The 16,493-nt window shown below is 71.8% G+C and carries 15 protein-coding genes; 13 read left to right on the top strand and 2 right to left on the bottom strand.

The genetic code is table 11. The annotated features are described in order from the left end of the window. The first annotated feature begins 2 nt into the window (after positions 1-2). From F563_RS0106660 to F563_RS0106620, 9 genes are all read left to right on the top strand, one after another. Positions 3-467: a MaoC family dehydratase gene (locus tag F563_RS0106660; RefSeq protein ID WP_019013877.1), complete on the top strand. Its 465-nt coding sequence runs from the start codon at positions 3-5 to the stop codon at positions 465-467. 36 nt (positions 468-503) lie between these two features. Continuing rightward, positions 504-1,451, top strand: a complete 948-nt coding sequence (locus F563_RS0106655; RefSeq protein ID WP_019013876.1) for a bifunctional riboflavin kinase/FAD synthetase — start codon at positions 504-506, stop codon at positions 1,449-1,451. A 525-nt stretch (positions 1,452-1,976) separates the two neighbouring features. Further along, entirely contained in the window at positions 1,977-2,762 is a 786-nt protein-coding gene (locus tag F563_RS25310) for a THxN family PEP-CTERM protein (RefSeq protein WP_211211380.1), read from the top strand. Positions 2,763-2,950: 188 nt separating this feature from the next. Next, positions 2,951-3,271, top strand: coding sequence for a DMT family transporter (locus F563_RS0106645; RefSeq protein ID WP_019013874.1), 321 nt, complete (start codon positions 2,951-2,953; stop codon positions 3,269-3,271). Between the two features lie 143 nt (positions 3,272-3,414). After that, positions 3,415-6,267, top strand: coding sequence for an isoleucine--tRNA ligase (gene ileS / locus F563_RS0106640; protein ID WP_019013873.1), 2,853 nt, complete (start codon positions 3,415-3,417; stop codon positions 6,265-6,267). Positions 6,268-6,271: 4 nt separating this feature from the next. Then, positions 6,272-6,754 (top strand): signal peptidase II, encoded by a 483-nt coding sequence (lspA, locus tag F563_RS0106635; RefSeq protein ID WP_019013872.1) that lies wholly within the window; start codon positions 6,272-6,274, stop codon positions 6,752-6,754. Then, entirely contained in the window at positions 6,751-7,311 is a 561-nt protein-coding gene (locus F563_RS0106630; RefSeq protein ID WP_019013871.1) for a DUF3035 domain-containing protein, read from the top strand. The genes lspA and F563_RS0106630 overlap by 4 nt, the downstream gene beginning before the upstream one ends. 67 nt (positions 7,312-7,378) lie before the next feature. After that, positions 7,379-8,740 carry a M16 family metallopeptidase gene (locus F563_RS0106625; RefSeq protein ID WP_019013870.1) on the top strand — a complete coding sequence of 454 codons (1,362 nt, stop codon included), beginning with the start codon at positions 7,379-7,381 and terminating at the stop codon, positions 8,738-8,740. Next, a complete protein-coding gene (locus F563_RS0106620) occupies positions 8,737-10,017 on the top strand; it encodes a M16 family metallopeptidase (protein WP_019013869.1) in 1,281 nt (426 codons plus the stop codon). The genes F563_RS0106625 and F563_RS0106620 overlap by 4 nt, the downstream gene beginning before the upstream one ends. 3 nt (positions 10,018-10,020) lie before the next feature. On the opposite strand, the gene F563_RS0106615 is transcribed toward F563_RS0106620, so the two are convergent. Next, the gene (locus tag F563_RS0106615; RefSeq protein WP_019013868.1) at positions 10,021-10,794 is read right to left on the bottom strand and encodes an IclR family transcriptional regulator domain-containing protein; all 774 of its coding nucleotides are present in this window, start codon (positions 10,792-10,794) and stop codon (positions 10,021-10,023) included. 118 nt (positions 10,795-10,912) lie between these two features. Here F563_RS0106615 and F563_RS0106610 point away from each other — a divergent pair, with 118 nt between their 5' ends. The 3 genes from F563_RS0106610 to F563_RS0106600 are packed head-to-tail and all read left to right on the top strand — an operon-like array spanning position 10,913 to position 14,315. Beyond that, positions 10,913-11,692, top strand: coding sequence for a citryl-CoA lyase (locus F563_RS0106610; RefSeq protein ID WP_019013867.1), 780 nt, complete (start codon positions 10,913-10,915; stop codon positions 11,690-11,692). Further along, positions 11,689-13,341, top strand: coding sequence for a class I adenylate-forming enzyme family protein (locus F563_RS0106605; protein ID WP_019013866.1), 1,653 nt, complete (start codon positions 11,689-11,691; stop codon positions 13,339-13,341). Before F563_RS0106610 ends, F563_RS0106605 begins: the two co-directional genes overlap by 4 nt. After that, positions 13,338-14,315: a Bug family tripartite tricarboxylate transporter substrate binding protein gene (locus F563_RS0106600; protein WP_019013865.1), complete on the top strand. Its 978-nt coding sequence runs from the start codon at positions 13,338-13,340 to the stop codon at positions 14,313-14,315. Before F563_RS0106605 ends, F563_RS0106600 begins: the two co-directional genes overlap by 4 nt. A 140-nt stretch (positions 14,316-14,455) precedes the next feature. Here F563_RS0106600 and F563_RS0106595 read toward each other — a convergent pair whose 3' ends face one another. Next, positions 14,456-15,724, bottom strand: a complete 1,269-nt coding sequence (locus tag F563_RS0106595) for a M20 family metallo-hydrolase (protein WP_019013864.1) — start codon at positions 15,722-15,724, stop codon at positions 14,456-14,458. 169 nt (positions 15,725-15,893) lie between these two features. Between F563_RS0106595 and wrbA the strand changes: the two genes are divergently transcribed. Beyond that, positions 15,894-16,490 (top strand): NAD(P)H:quinone oxidoreductase, encoded by a 597-nt coding sequence (gene wrbA / locus F563_RS0106590; protein WP_019013863.1) that lies wholly within the window; start codon positions 15,894-15,896, stop codon positions 16,488-16,490. Positions 16,491-16,493: the final 3 nt, after the last annotated feature.

Below are 16,493 nucleotides of genomic sequence, written 5' to 3'. Positions count from 1 at the left end.
TCATGTCAGGTACGGCCGGCAACGGGTTCATCTGCTTCGAGGATCTGTCCGAGGGGATGAGCGCGTCCTTCTCGCGAACCGTCACCGAGTCCGACATCGTGCTGTTCGCCGGCGTCTCGGGCGACATGAACCCGGTGCATCTGGACGCGGAATACGCCGAAAAGACGGTCTTCAAGGGGCGGATCGCGCACGGGATGCTGTCGGCCGCCTTCATCTCCACCGTGCTCGGCACCAAGCTGCCCGGCCCCGGCACGGTCTATCTGGCGCAAAGCCTGAAGTTCAAGGCGCCGGTGCGGATTGGCGACACGGTCACCGCCACCTGCGAGGTCGTCTCGCTCGACGGCGAGAAGAAGCGGGCGACGCTGCGCACGGTCTGCACGGTCGGCGGCAAGCCGGTGGTGGAGGGCGAGGCGCTGGTGATGGTGCCGGCGCGCGCGGTGGCTGCCCCGAAGGCGGCTGCGGCCTGAATTGACCGTTCCCCGCCGGCGGGCCATTTCCCCGCCGTGCGCATCTTCCAGCAGTTTTCCGGTCTTCCGGCCGACGCGCGCGGCGCCGCCGTCGCGCTCGGCAATTTCGACGGCGTGCATCGCGGCCACGCCGCCGTGATCGCTGCCGCCGCCGAGGCCGCGCACGGGCGCGGCATCCCGCTCGCCGCGCTCACCTTCGAGCCGCACCCGCGCGAGGTGTTCCGCCCGGCGGACCCGCCCTTTCGGCTGACGCTCGCCGAGGCCAAGGCGGAGGCGCTGGCGGCGCTGGGCGTCGAGCTGCTCTACCAGCTTCCCTTCGACCTCGCCTTCAGCCGGATGCCGGCCGAGACCTTCATCGACGCGGTGCTGGCCGAGGGGCTCGGCGCGCGCCATCTCGCCTGCGGGCCGGACTTCCATTTCGGCCACAGGCGCACCGGCACGCCGGCGCTGCTCGCGACCCTCGGCCCGGCGCACGGCATGGGCGTGTCGATCGTGCCCGAGGCGGCCGCCCCCGGCGGGCTGGTCTGGTCGTCCACCGCCGTGCGCGACGCGCTGAAGGCGGGCGACTGCGCGCGCGCGGCGGCGATCCTCGGCCGGGCGTGGGAGATCCGCGGCACGGTCGCGCGCGGCGCCGCGCTCGGCCGCACGCTCGGCTTCCCGACCGCCAACATTCCGCTCGGCCGGCATCTCGTCCCGCGTTTGGGCATCTATGCGGTCGAGGCGGGGGTGATCGGCCTGGAGGGCGAGGTGGTTTGGTGGCCCGGGGTGGCGAGTCTCGGCCTGCGCCCCACGGTGAATCCGCTGCCGGAGCCGCTGCTCGAGGTGCACCTGTTCGACGTCGCGCCGGACCTCTACGGCGCGGCGATGCGGGTGCGGCTGCGCGCGTTCCTGCGCGACGAGGCGCGGTTCGAGACCCTGGAGGCGCTGGTGGCGCAGATGCGGCGCGACGCGGCGGAGGCGCGGGCGTTGCTGGCGGGAGGCTGACCGGCGCGGAACGGTTGTGTCGGTGCGTGACTGTAAGGAATTCCAACACCCGCATGCGTGATACAGGTATGACAAGATTTTCATAAGCGATCGGTGACATGGTATTGAGCCAGTATTTCGGGCATTTCGAACTGTTTCCCGACCCGTCCGAGCCTGTCTTGAACTCCATCGTGTTCATCTCCGCGTCGGAGTGCTGTGCGTCTCCCGCCGGTGTCAAGAGATGTCGCCTTGAGGGCCGGTCCTGAGCCAGGCTGATACCGTACCGGTGAGGCGAGGATTGTCCGAACGGCGCTCCTGCACGGCATTGTCGTGATGAGGGGGCCGGCATGGAGCGGCCGGATCGTGTCGGAAAACTTTACACCTCGGCGTGGATCGCTGCTGAGCCGAATCGAATGCCAATGTCTTCAATACGTTATGAGAGTGGCACAAACCTTGCACTCCCGATAACGCAGGGCGCGGATGGCCGCGCCGTGGGCTTCGTCGCAGGGTCAGGAGACCGTGCGGCGCTTCAGGAGGGGGAACGACATGAGCAACCGTTTGGGACTGTTGGCCGGAGCCGCGGTTCTGGCCCTAAGCATGGGGACGGCGAACGCGGCGATCGTCTCGTTCAGCAACCTCACGATCGAGTGGATCAACGGCACGCCTGCCGCGAACGTGACGACGAATGGTGTTCGGAACGTGACGAACGACCCGGCCACGGCGCGGTGGGGAGGGACCGGGAACCCCAATACGGACAGCGGCTACGACTTCACGCTCACCGGGGATCCGCTGAACGTGCCGGTTCCGCCCACGCCGTCGCCCTTCGTCCTCGGCACCTTCAACCACCAGAACTTCCCGATTCCCACCGGCACGTCGATCACCAGCATTCAGCTCAGGATCACCGCCGATGTGGCCGTGGACGGCAACCCGGTCGCCGGCAACCCGCGCGTGTTCCTGTTCGACTTCAATCACTGGGAGACGCCGAACAGCGCCAACCCGTGCGCCAACGGCGGCCCGAACGGCGTCGGCGTCAACGCCGGCGGCTGCGCCGACCGGGTCACCTTCGGTGCGAACCCGTCCTCCGAGAGCTTCCTGATCGGCAGCGATCTCTACACGCTGAACATCAAGGGCTTCATCAATGTGGGCGGGAACCCGCTGACGGATCCGGCGCTCACCGAGTTCTGGACCAGGGAGAACGGCCAGAACCCCGCTTGGCTGGTCGGCAGCGTCGAGCGCGACACCCGCAATGTCCCCGAGCCGGCCTCGCTGGCGCTGCTCGGCATGGGGCTGCTCGGCCTCGGCTTCGCCGCGCGCCGCCGCAAGGCTGTCTGACCGCCGACCGCGTTCAGTCGAGCGTTGCGTTTCGGGGGGCGGTCCTGCGGGACCGCCCCTTCTCCATGGCAGCCATGCAGGCCCGACCATCGAGGCCCGCTGGCGCGCCGCCTATATCAGTCCCGGCGGGACGACCCGCCAGCATCCGATCAACCGGGGACGGCCCCGACCGCTGAAGGGTGCCGTCCATGCCCTGGGTCTATCTCCTCCTCGCCGGCCTGCTCGAGATCGGCTGGGCCGTCGGGTTGAAGCTCTCGCACGGGCTGTCGCTCGCCCGGCCGGTTCCCACCGGCCTCACCGTCGCCGCCATGGCCGCGAGCGTGATCCTGCTCGGGCTCGCCGCGCGCCACCTGCCGATCGGCACCGCCTACGCGATCTGGGTCGGCATCGGCGCCGCCGGCACCGCGATCGCCGGCATGATGCTGTTCGACGAACCCGCCACGGCGGCGCGGATTGCGGCGATCGCCGTGATCGTCGCCGGGGTCGCCGGGCTGAAGCTGGTCTCGTGACCGCGGGCTTCGTTGACCGCCCGGCACCGGGGCGGTATCGCTCGCCCATGCACGGGTCGCGGCACGCACGAATTACGGTCCCGGCGCTCGGCTGAGAGCGCCGGGTCACGCCCCACGCCACGCCTCCGAACCGGACCGATCCGATGAGCGACAGCAAGCGCGACTACCGCGACACCGTCTTCCTGCCCGCGACCGCCTTCCCGATGCGGGGCGAGCTGCCCAGGCGCGAACCCGCCCTGCTCGAGCGCTGGGCGCGCATGGACCTTTGGGCACGACTCCGCGCAGCCTCCAAGGGCCGCGAGAAATTCGTCCTGCATGACGGGCCGCCCTATGCCAACGGCAACATCCACATGGGCACCGCGCTCAACAAGGTGCTGAAGGACGTCATCAACCGCGCCAAGCAGATGGCGGGCTACGACGCCAACTACGTGCCGGGCTGGGACTGCCACGGCCTGCCGATCGAGTGGAAGATCGAGGAGCAGTACCGCGCGGCCGGCCGCGACAAGGACGCGGTCGATCCGGTCGCGTTCCGCGCCGAGTGCCGCGCCTATGCCGAGCACTGGCTCGGCGTGCAACGCGAGGAGTTCATCCGTCTCGGCGTCGCGGGCGACTGGTGGCACCCCTACTCGACGATGGACTTCCGCTCCGAGGCGATCATCGCGGGCGAGATCGGCAAGTTCCTTCTGAACGGCTCGCTCTATCGCGGGGCGAAGCCGGTGCTGTGGAGCCCGGTGGAGAAGACCGCGCTCGCGGATGCCGAGGTCGAGTACCACGATCACAAGAGCACCACGGTCTGGGTGAAGTTCCCGATCGTCTCGGCGCCGGCGCCCGATCTCGTGCAGGCCTCGATCGTCATCTGGACCACCACGCCCTGGACCATCCCCGGCAACCGCGCGGTCGCCTATGGCGAGGACATCGACTACGCGCTCGTCGTCGTCGAGGGCGTGGCCGAGGGGGCTTCCGCCTGCATCGGCGAGCACCTGCTGGTGGCGCTGCCGCTCTGGCCGGAGGTCGAGAAGACGATCGGCGTCACCCAGCACGTGGTCCGGCGCGTGCTGAAGGGGCGCGAGCTCGCCGGCACGGTCTGCGTGCACCCGCTCAAGGGCAAGGGCTACGACTTCGACGTGCCCGCCTTGCCGGGCGACTTCGTCACGACCGAGGCCGGAACGGGTTTCGTGCACATCGCGCCGGGCCACGGCGAGGACGACTGGCAGCTCGGCCAGGCGCACGGCCTGCCCACGCCCGACACGGTCGGCGGCGACGGGCTGTTCCTGCCGCACGTGCCGCTCTTCGCCGGCGTGCATGTCTACAAGGCGGCCGATCCCGTCTGCGCGGCGCTGGCGGAGTCGGGCGCGCTGCTCGCGCGCGGCACGCTGGTCCATGCCTATCCGCATTCCTGGCGCTCCAAGGCGCCGCTGATCTTCCGCAACACCCCGCAATGGTTCATCGCCATGGACGGGCCGAAGGGCGTGCGCACGCCGGCCCTCGCCGCGATCGAGGCGACGCGGTTCGTCCCCGCCCAGGGCCAGAACCGGCTGCGCGCGATGATCGCCTCGCGCCCGGACTGGTGCATCAGCCGCCAGCGCGCCTGGGGCGTGCCGATCGCGATCTTCGTCGACAGGCGCACGGGCGAGCCGCTGCGCGACCCCGAGGTGATGGCGCGCACGGTCGCGATCTTCGAGACCGAAGGCTCGGATGCCTGGTGGACGCGCCCGGCCCAGGACTTCCTCGGCAACGACTACAACGCCGAGGACTACGAGCAGATCCGCGACATCGTCGAGGTCTGGTTCGAGTCCGGATCGACCCACGCCTTCGTGCTGGAAGGCAACGACGCGCTCAAGTGGCCGGCCGATCTCTACCTCGAAGGCTCGGACCAGCATCGCGGCTGGTTCCAGTCCTCGCTGCTGGAGGCCTGCGGCACGCGCGGCCGCGCGCCCTACGACGCGATCCTCACCCACGGCTTCGTCGTCGACGAGCAGGGGCGGAAGATGTCGAAGTCGCTCGGCAATACCGTCGCGCCCCAGGAGGTGATCGCCGAGTACGGCGCCGACATCCTGCGGCTCTGGGTGATGGCGTCCGACTACACCGAGGATCTGCGCATCGGCAAGGAGATCCTGAAGCAGCAGGCCGAGCTCTACCGGCGCATCCGCAACACGCTGCGCTGGCTGCTGGGCGCGCTCGATGCGTTCGACGAGGCCGAGCGCGTCCCCGTCGCCGAGATGCCCGAGCTCGAACGCTGGGTGCTGCACCGGCTCGCCGAGCTCGACGGCCGCGTGCGCGAGGCAACCGAGACCTTCGAGTGGACCGGCGTGTTCGCCGAGCTGCACGGGTTCTGCGCGACCGACCTCAGCGCGTTCTACTTCGACATCCGCAAGGACGCGCTCTACTGCGACCGCGCCGACAGCCCGCGCCGGCGCGCCTGCCGCACGGTGCTGGATCACGTGTTCCGCTGCCTCGTCACCTGGCTCGCGCCGGTGCTGGTGTTCACGGCCGAGGAGGCGTGGCTCGCGCGCTTCCCGGGCGAGGACGAGAGCGTGCACCTCCAGACCTTCCCGGCGATCCCGCCCGCCTGGCGCGACGAGGCGCTCGCGGCACGCTGGGCGCGCATCCGCGAGATCCGCCGTGTCGTCACCGGCGCGCTGGAGCGCGAGCGGGCGGAGGGCCGGATCGGCGCCTCGCTGCAGGCGGCACCGCTGCTGGTCATGCCCGAGGCGGATCGGTCCCTGCTGGATGCCGAGGGCTGGGCCGAGATCTGCATCACCTCGGCCATGGCGCTGGACCCGAGCGCGCACCAGCGGCTGGAGGCCCAGAAGAACGGCTTCTCGATCGACGCCATCCCGGGCGTGTTCGTGCTGCCCGGGAAGGCGGCGGGTCTGAAATGCGAGCGCTGCTGGAAGGTGCTGCCCGAGGTGGGGTCGCATGCGGATCATCCCGGCCTCTGCGACCGTTGCCATGACGCGGTGACGTCGGGGGTGCTGGCCCGGCGCGCCGCCTGACGGAATGCTCCGCCTCGGCCTCGCCCTCGCCGCACTGATCCTCGTGCTCGACCAGGCCACGAAGTGGTGGATCCTCGAGATCGTCCGCCTGCCCGACGTGGGACGGATCGAGGTCACGCCCTTCATGAACCTCACCATGGTCTGGAACCGGGGTGTCACCTTCGGCCTGCTTGCGGGCGATGCCTGGTGGCACCCCTGGGCGCTCGCCGCGATCGCGCTCGCCGTGGTGGTGGCGCTGACCGTCTGGCTCGCCCGCGCGCCCGACCGCTGGACCGCGCTCGCGCTCGGGCTGGTGCTCGGCGGCGCGATCGGCAACGTGATCGACCGGGTCCGCTTCGGCGCGGTGGTGGACTTCGTCGACCTGCACGCCTTCGGCTGGCACTGGTACGTGTTCAATGTCGCCGACAGCGCGATCGTGATCGGCGTCATCCTGCTGCTCGCGCACGCCTTGCTCCGGCCACAGCCCGGCGCTAGGGAGGGAGGATGACGAGCCGCCTCCTGCTGGTGTCCGTGCTCGCCGCGCCGCTGCTGGCGGCCTGCGGCGGGGATACCGCGCGCACCTTCGGCTTCACCCGCGATCCGCCGGACGAGTTCCAGGTGCAGACCCAGGCGCCGCTGTCGATGCCGCCCGAGTTCGGGCTCCGCCCGCCGCGCCCCGGCGCGCCGCGGCCGCAGGAGATGGCGGCGCGCGATGCCGCCCAAGGTCTTCTGGTCGCGCGTACCGTGACGGGCACGGTTCCCTTGGCGCCCCGGGCGGGGGTCTCCGCCGGCGAGGCCGCGCTGCTCGCCGCCGCGGGTCCGACACCGCCGCCCGATCTGCGCCAGCAGATCGAGACCGACCGCGCGTTGCTGGCCGAGAGCGACCGGACGCTGACCGACCGGCTGCTGTTCTGGCGCCGCCCGGAAACCCCGGGGGTCGCGGTCGATCCGCAGCGCGAGGCGCAGCGCCTGCGCGAGGCCGCCGCGCTCGGCCGCGACGTCACCGAGGGCGATACGCCGATCATCCAGCGCCGCCGCCGGGGCCTGCTCGAAGGCCTGTTCTGACCTCCCTCACGACCTCGCGCCTGGACGCGACGCGGCCGCGCGGCCATGTCTCCGCGCGGAGGGACCCATGCCCGAACTCGACCGCCGTACCGTGATCGCCGGCCTGCCGGCCGCCGCGATGCTTGCCGCGTCCACCCCGGCGCCCGCCCGCCCGACCGGCACGCCGGTGTTCGGCGCCGAGACCTTCACCCTGCCGAATGGGCTGACCGCGGCGGTGATCCCGATGCGCCGCGCCCCGGTGGTCGCGCACATGGTCTGGTACCGGGTGGGCGGCGCCGACGAGCCGCCCGGACTCTCGGGCATGGCACATTTCCTCGAACACATGATGTTCAAGGGCACGACCACGCTCGGCCCGGGCGAGTTCTCCCGCCGCGTGGCGCGCGAGGGCGGCCGCGACAACGCCTTCACCGGCCATGACTACACCGGCTACTTCCAGCAGGTCGCCGCCGACCGGCTGGAGCTCGTCATGCGGATGGAGGCGGACCGCATGGCGAACCTCGCGCTCGATGCGCGCGAGACGGAGTCGGAACGGCTCGTGATCCTCGAGGAACGGCGGCAGGTGATCGACAACGTGCCGACGCGCCGCTTCCGCGAGCGGCTCGCGACCCTGCTCTACCTCAACCATCCCTATGGACGGCCGATCATCGGCTGGGAGCACGAGATCCGTGCGATCCCGCGCGAGGCGCTGCTGAAGTTCCACGAACGCTTCTACGGCCCGGGCAACGCGATCCTCGTGGTGCAGGGCGACGTCACCACCGAACAGGTGCGCCGGCTTGCCGAGGCGACCTACGGACAGGCGCCGCCGAGCCCGCGCGTCGAGCGCGTCCGTCCCCAGGAGCCGCCGGCCGAGGGTGAGCGCCGCCTCGTCCTGCCCGATCCGCGCGTGCGCGAGCCGCAGATGGCGCGTCTGTTCCTGGCCCCCAGCGCCCGCGCCGAACCCGACGAGAGCGACGCGCTGCAGGTGCTCGCGCACATCCTCGGCTCCGGCCCGACCAGCCGGCTCTGGCGCGCGCTGGTCGATCCGGGGCTCGCGGCCTCGGCCTCGGCCTCCTATGGCGGCGATACGGTCGATGCGACCGAGTTCGGCCTCCATGCCAATCCCCGCCCGGGCGTGGAGCCCGCGCGCATCGAGGAGGCGGTCGGGGAGGTGATCGCGCGGCTGCTCGACGAAGGCGTGACGGACGCCGAGGTCGCGCAGGCGATCCGGCAGATGACGGCGGGCGCGGCGTTCGCGCGGGACTCGCTCATGGGGGGCGCGCGCACGATCGGCGCGACGCTGGCGGTCGATCTGCCGCTCGATCACGTCGAGCAGTGGCCCGCACGCATCGCGACTGTGACACCCACCCGCGTGGTCGAGGCGGCGCGTGCGGTGCTGCGGCGCGACGCCGCGGTGACCGGCTGGCTGATGCCCGGCGAGCGCCGCGCATGAGCGCGCGCGCCGACGCCAGCCCCGATGCCGGCTGGTCGGTACCGGTGCAGGCGATCGTCTCGCCGCGCGGCATCCCGGCCTGGCTGATCGAGGACCGCTCGGTGCCGGTGGTGGCCCTCTCCTTCGCCTTCGCCGGCGGTGCCGCGCTCGACCCGCCGGGGCAGGAGGGGCGGGCCGATCTCGCCGCCTCCCTGCTGACCCAGGGGGCGGGCCCCTACGACACGGCCGCGTTCTCCTCGCTCCTGCGCGACCGCGCCGTCAGCCTCTCCTTCAGCGCGGATCGCGACAGCCTCTCCGGCACGCTGCGCGTGCTGGAGGACGAGCGCGACTTCGGCGCCGAGATGCTGGCGCTCGTGCTCGCCGAGCCGCGCTTCGATGGCGAGGCGGTGGCGCGGGTGAAGGCGCAGAAGACGATCGCGCTGCGGCGCGAGGCCGAGCAGCCCCGCACCCTGGCCGCGCGGCGCTGGTGGGCCGAAAGCGTGCCGGGCCACCCCTTCGCGCGGCCGTCGGGCGGCACCGAGGCGGGGATCGCCCCGCTCGGCCGCGACGACCTGCGCGCGGCCATGGCCGCCCAGCTCCGCCGTGGGTCGCTGGTCGCGGCGGCGGCCGGGGCCATCGACGCGGCGGGGCTCGGCGCACTGCTGGATCGCGCCTTCGCCGATGCCGTGCCCGAGGGCGAAGCCGCGCCCGTGCCGCCGCTGCCTGCCCCCCGCCCCTTCGGGCTCGCGGTGATCGAACGCGACGCGCCGCAGGCCGCGGCCCTGTTCGGTCACGGCGCGATCCCGCCCGAGGATCCGGACTGGGAAGCCGCGCAGGTGGTGAACTGGATCCTCGGCGGCGGCGGGTTCTCCTCGCGGCTGATGACCGAGATCCGCGAGAAGCGCGGCCTCACCTACGGCATCGGCACTTCGCTGGTGCCGTTCCGCGGCGCGGCGCTCGTCCTGGGCTCGGTCTCGACCGAGAACCCGCGCTTCGGCGAGACGCTCTCGCTGCTGCGCGCCGAGTGGGCGCGCATGGCCGCCGACGGCCCGACCGAGGACGAGGTCGCTTCCGGCAAGGCGTTCCTGTCGGGCTCGTTCCCCTTGGGCTTCACCTCGACGCCGCAGATCGCCGGCACGCTGGTGGCGTTGCAGCAGCTCGGCCGCGGCCCGGAGTGGCTGGCCGGCCGGCTCGCGCGGCTGGCGGCCGTGACGGTCGAGGATGCGCGGCGGACCGCGCGGCGCCTGTTCGATGCGGACGCGCTGTCGGTCGCGGTCGCGGGGCGGCCGGCGCTGTAGCGGCTACACGCCCACCGAGTGCGCGAGCGCGGGGAAACGTTCCAGAGCCGTGCTGATCTCGCGTGCGGCGTCGCGCAGCGCCGGCAGACGCGTCTCGACCATCTCCGGCAGGCGTACGCGCGTGGAATCGGCCGAGCAGTTGATCGCCGCGAACACGCGCCCCGCGGCATCGCGGATCGGCACGGCGACCGCAACGACCCCGTACTCGATCACGTCGCAGACCGCGGCATGGTCCTGCGCCCGCACCGCCGTCAGCAGCGCCGAGAGCTCCTCGGCGGTGACCGGCGTGCGCGCGGTGTAGGCCGGGAACGGCGCCTGGGCGAGATAGGTGGCAAGACGGTCGGGCGGCAGATGCGCGAGGAGGACGTGGCCGGTCGAGGCCGCGTGCGCGGGCAGGCGCGAGCCGACCGACTGGCGTAGCCGCCGCTCGCGCTTCTCCATCGCCGCGTGCGCCAGATAGACCACGTCGTTGCCCTCCAGCACCGTCAGGGAGGAGGCATCGCCGAAGCGCGCGTTCAATGCCTGGAGATGCGGCTGGACGAGATCCTTCAGGTTCATCGCGCCAAGGAATGCCGCGCCGAGTGCCAGCACGCGGCTCCTCAACACGAAGCGGCGCCGGTGCTGGCGGACATAGCCGAGTGTCTCCAGCGTCAGCAGCGCGCGCCGTGCGGTCGCCGGCGTCAGGCCCGCGCGGGCGGCCACCTCGGAGAGCGTCAGTTCCGGTGCGTCCGCGCCGAAGCACTCGATCACGGCGAGCCCGCGCGCGAGTCCGGCCACGAACTCACGATCGCGCGGGGTGGTTGACCTAGGCGCCGTTCCCACTATCCTTCGCATAACGCATGATTTTTCGCATAGCGAAGAAAGTCAAGCGGCCAAGGGAGGACTCATTCGCGCCATGAGCAAGGCCCGGCCCTACTCGACCGCGATCTCCGAGGTCCATGCGGACCGGGTGGTGATCCGCGGCCATGACCTGTGTTCGGGGCTGATCGGGCGGATCTCGCTCACCGAGCATTTCCTGCTGCTGCTCACCGGCACGCTGCCGTCGGAGACGCTGCGCCGCGCCACCGACGCGGCCATGGTCGCGATCTCCGAGCACGGCTTCGTCCCCTCGGTGCAGGCCGCGCGCATGACGCTCGCCGGCGCGCCGGAGGCGTTGCAGGGCGCGGTCGCGGCGGGGCTGCTCGGGGCGGGCTCGGTCGTGCTCGGCTCGGCTGAGGTGGCCGGGCGGCTGCTCGCCGAGATCGCTGCCGAGACCGACATCGAGGCGGCGGCGCGGGCCGCGCTGATCCGTCTGCGCGAGACCCGCGCGACGTTGCCCGGCTTCGGCCACCCGACGCACAAGGCGGGCGATCCGCGCGCCGCGCGGCTGGTCGCGCTCGCCCACGAGTGGGGTGTTGCCGGGCGGCACATTGCCGCGCTTGCCGCGCTGGAGCGCCTGGTCGAGCCGGTCTATGGCCGCGCCTTGCCGGCCAATGTCTCGGCAGCGATCCCGGCGCTGCTGCTCGATGCCGGCTACCCCGCCGCCGCGCTGAAGGGCATCCCCGTGCTCGCGCGCTGTGCGGCGCTGATCGCGCATCTCGCCGAGGAGACCGAGCGCCGGCTCGGCTTCCGGCTCGCCGATCAGGCGATCGCCACTCTCGCCTATGACGGCCCGGCCGAGGGCACGGGGCGATGAGTCTCGCGCCGCTCACAGTTCTGCGGCGCTTCCGCGGGCACGACGCCTCGCTCGCGGATTTTCTCGCGAGCCGCGTCGAGGTGCAGCCGGACGCCCCGCTGATCCTGTTCGAGGGCGAGACGATCAGCGCCGGCCGTTTCGCCGCCGAGGTCGAACGGGCCGCCGCGCTGCTCGCCGCGCGCGGGATCGGCGCGGGCGACCGGCTCGGCGTGCTCTCGACCAACCATCCCACGACCCTGGTGCTGCTGTTCGCCTGCGCACGGCTCGGCGCGATCCTGGTGCCGGCGAATCCCGACTACGGCGTCGAGGAGGCGGCGTATGTGTTCGGCAATGCCGGCATCGCGGGGCTGGTCGCCGCGCCGGGGACGCTCGCGGTGGCGGAGGCCGCGCGCGCCCGCCTCGCGCCGCAACCCTGGCTGCTGCTGAACGAGAGGGCGGACGGCGTGGCGGTCGAACTGCTGGCGGACGCGCTCGCCACCACGCACGCCGCGCCGCCGCCGCCGGTCACTGACGGTGCGGATCGCACCTGCCTGCTCGTCTACACCTCCGGCACCACGGGCTTCCCCAAGGGCGTGATGCACGGCCAGCGCGGCATCGTGCTGAGCGGCGAGGCCTTCGTCGCGCGCATGCATCTCCAGCCCGGGGATCGGCTGCTCTGCGTGCTGCCGCTGTTCCACATCAACGCGCTGTTCTATTCCGCCTGCGGCGCGATCGCCTGCGGCGGCTCGATCGCGGTCGCGCGCCGTTTCTCGGCCTCGACCTTCTGGCGCACGGTCGCCGAAACGGGTGCGACCGAGACCAACCTGATGGCGGCGGCGGCGAAGATCCTGATGCTGCGCCCCGAGTCGGAGTTCGTGCCGGGGCACAGGCTGCGCAAGGCGTTCATCGCGCCGTTGACCGACGAGATGATCGAGGCGTTCACGCATCGCTTCGGCGTGCCGCATCTGATCGAGGGCTACGGCATGACCGAGATTCCGGGCGCGCTCGCCAATCCGTTCGACGGCGAGCGGAAGCGCGGCAGTGTCGGGGTGATCAGTCCGCACCCTGATCCCGCCGTGCCGCGTCCGGCGCTCCGACTGGTGGACGATGCACTCGACGAAGTGCCAGACGGCACGCCGGGCGAGCTGCTGTTCCGCACGCCCACGCTGATGCAGGGCTACTGGAACGCTCCGGAGGCCACCGCAGCGGCGTTCCACGATGGCTGGTTCCGCACCGGCGACCTGATGCTGCGCGAGCCAGACGGCTATCTCCGCTTCATCGCGCGCAAGAAGGACATCATCCGCCGCCGCGGCGAGAACATCTCGGGCGCGGAGCTCGACCGTGTGATCGGCGCGCATCCGGCCGTCGCCGAGGTCGCGACCATCGGCGTGCCGAGCGAGCTCGGCGACGAGGAAGTGCTGGCTGCGGTGGTGCTGCGTCCGGGCATGCACGCGACCGCCGCCGAGATCGCCGACTGGGTGCGGGCACGGCTCGCCGCCTACAAGGTGCCGCGCTTCGTCGCCTTCGTACCCGCCCTGCCGCAGACCGCCACGCAGCGGATCGAGAAGTACCGGCTGCGCGGCGATGCCGCGCTGCTCGCCGCGGCGGAGGACCTCGCGCCGTCGCCTCAGACCAACCGAACCAACGCAGGGAAGGAGACCGTCCGATGAACCGTCGCACGCTGCTCGGTGCGGGAGCTGCCGCCGCGCTCACCGCGGGTCTGCCGGCCGCCGCCCAGGGCACCTGGCCGACCGAGCGGCCGATCCGCATCATCATCACCTATCCGCCCGGCGGCACGAGCGACTTCGTCGCGCGCGCCTTCGCCCAGCAGCTCGGCAGCCAGCTCGGCCAGAGCGTGATCGTCGAGAACCGTTCCGGCGGTGGCGGCGTGATCGGCTGGCAGGCCGCCGTGCGCGCGGCCGCCGACGGCTACACGCTGTTGCAGAGCGACAACTCGATCGCCACCGCGCCGGCGCTGATCCCGAATCTCGGCTTCGACATCTTCTCCGACCTGACGCCGATCTCGCTGATGGTCGACTACCCGAGCGTGATCGTCGTCAACAACGACGTGCCCGCGCGCACGCTCCGGGAGTTCGTGGATCTCGTGCGCAGCCGCCCGGCCGGCGAGGTGTTCTACGGCTCGATGGGCCAGGGGTCATCGCCGCATCTCTACACCGAGTTCCTCCAGGATCTCGCCGGGACGCGCATGACGCATGTGCCGTATCGCGGCATGGGGCCGGCGTTCCAGGATCTGCTGGCGGGGCGCGTGTCGATGCTGATCGCCGCACCGGCGACCGTCATGGGGGCGATGCGCGACAACCGCGTGCGCGTGCTGGCGATCGGCACGCCGGGCGGGCGGGTGCCGGCGATGCCGGACGTGCCGACCGTGCGCGAGGCGGGGTTCGAGTTCGAGTTCAGCTTCTGGTACGGGCTCTACGGTCCGCGCGGCCTGCCGCAGCCGATCGCGGCGCGGCTCGCGGAGGAGGTGCGCAAGGCGCTGGCGGTTCCGGAGTTCCGCGCGCGCTTCGAGCAGCAGGGCGGCGTGCCGGTCGCGGGCGACGCGGATGCGTTGCGTGCCGTGATGCGGCGCGACTACGACCAGTGGGGCAAGCTGATCCGCGAGAAGAACATCCGCCTGGAGTAGTTCATCGGGATTGGGGGGGTGGGGGCAAGGGAACCGCGGAGCTGGTCCTCGGGCCAGCGAAGCGACCAGAACGCATCGGCCCTTGGCCCCCAACACAGGGAACAGAGCGCGGTTCCCTCACGCCCCCCCCCCCGGCATCTTCAGGTGCCAGCCAGATCCAACAGGGCCTGCGTCAGCACGCGCGCGCCGTTGGCGCAGGCGACGGGCTCGGCGTACTCGCTCGGATGATGGCTCACGCCCGCGCGGCACGGGATGAAGATCATCCCGGTCGGACAGACCGGCACCAGGAACTGCGCGTCATGGAACGCACCCGAAGGCAGACGGATCGCCTTCAGGCCCTGCGCCGCCGCCGCCCGCGCCACCGCCTCCGGCACCGTCGGCCCGAAATCCACCGGCATGGCCGTGAACCGCTCATGCACCCGCGCCGTGCACGTCTTCAGCGCGGCCTGCACCACGCCGGGAATCGCATCGCCGCGCGCCCGCACGACCCCCTCGTCCGGATGGCGGAAATCGATCGTGAACACCACCTTGCGCGCCACCGTGTTCGACGTGCCCGGCTCGGTCGTGATCGAGCCCACCGTGAAGCGCAGCACATCGGACGGATCGTGCATCAGCACGTTCAACGCTGCGATCGCGCGCACCGCGTCCTGCACCGCATCCCGGCGCAGCGACAACGGTGCGGTGCCGGCATGATCCGTCCGCCCCTCCACGGTGACGGTGAACCAGCGGCTGCCCTGGATGCCCGTGACCACGCCGATCTCCTGCCCCTCGGCCTCCAGCCGCGGCCCCTGCTCGATATGTGCCTCGATGAAGGCATGCGGCCTGTAGCCGAGCGGCCGGCGCGGCAGGTCGGCCTCCTCGGCGTGCTGCTCGGCCAGCGCATCGGCGTAGCGGATGCCCTCGACATCGGTGATGTCGTCGAACGCGCTCATCGGCTTGAAGCCGGTGAAGCTCATCGAGCCGGTGCAGCCGGGGGCGAACCGTCCTCCCTCCTCGTTGGTCCAGGCCACCACCTCGATGGCGCGCTTCGGCCGCACCCCGGCGGCGGCCAGCGCCTCGATCGCCTCCAGCCCGGCGAGCACGCCGTAGATGCCGTCGAACCGCCCGCCATGCGGCTGGCTGTCCATGTGGCTGCCGGTCAGCACGGGCGGCAGCGACGGATCCGTCCCCTCCCAGCGCAGGAACAGATTGGCCGCGGGATCGACCGAGACGGACGCGCCGGCCGCCTGGGCCCAGCCGATCAGCAGCCGCCGCGCCTCGCGATCGAGGGCGCTGAGGCAGGGGCGGTTCACGCCCTGATCACCCTCCTCGGTGGTGAACCCGCCGATCCGCGCCATCGCCATCAGCCGGTCCCACAGCCGGCCCTCGCTCACCGCCGCCACCGCGTTCGGCGCTGTGCCCCCGTCCATCTGCCGTTCTCCGTCCGCCATGCCTCGCCCCGACCCTGCACCATGGGTCCGGCCGTGCCAACCGGGCCGGCTGCATCGGCCGTGCCGATCCGCTCCATCGCGCCGATGATCTGGACCCGATGCCGCGGCGCGGCCAGATAGCGCGCGACACATCCAACGGGAGCGGATCATGGCGAAGGTGCTCGTCCTCTACTACTCGATGTACGGCCACGTGGAGACGCTGGCCCAGGCGGTCGCCGAGGGCGCGCGCGAGGCCGGTGCGGCCGTGACCATCAAGCGCGTGCCCGAACTGATGCCTGAGGGCGTCGCCAAGGCGGCGGGCGCGAAGCTCGACCAGGCCGCCCCGGTCGCCACGGTCGAGGAACTGCCGGACTACGATGCGATCGTGTTCGGCGCGCCCACGCGGTTCGGCAACGCGGCGGCGCAGATGCGCAACTTCCTCGATCAGACCGGCGGTCTCTGGTACCAGGGCAAGCTGTTCGGCAAGGTCGGCTCGGTCTTCACCTCGACCGCGGTCGGCGGCGGCAACGAGAGCACCATCCTGACGCTGATGGTGACCCTGCTGCACCACGGCATGGTCTATGTGCCGCCCGGCTATGGCGCGCCGGAACTCTCGGACCTCTCGGTGGTGAAAGGCGGCAGCCCGTACGGGGCCGGCATGATCGCCGGGCCGAAGGGCGAGCGCCAGGCGCTGCCGCAGGAGCTCGCGGTCGCGAAGTTCCAGGGCAAGCGCGTCGCCGAGGTCGCGGCGAAGCTGTTCGGCTGAGCC

Source organism: Elioraea tepidiphila DSM 17972 (assembly GCF_000378465.1).
GTDB classification, from domain to species: Bacteria; Pseudomonadota; Alphaproteobacteria; order Acetobacterales; family Acetobacteraceae; genus Elioraea; species Elioraea tepidiphila.
The sequence above is the reverse complement of the archived record's forward strand: the minus strand, read 5'-3'. Positions and strand labels throughout refer to the sequence as shown.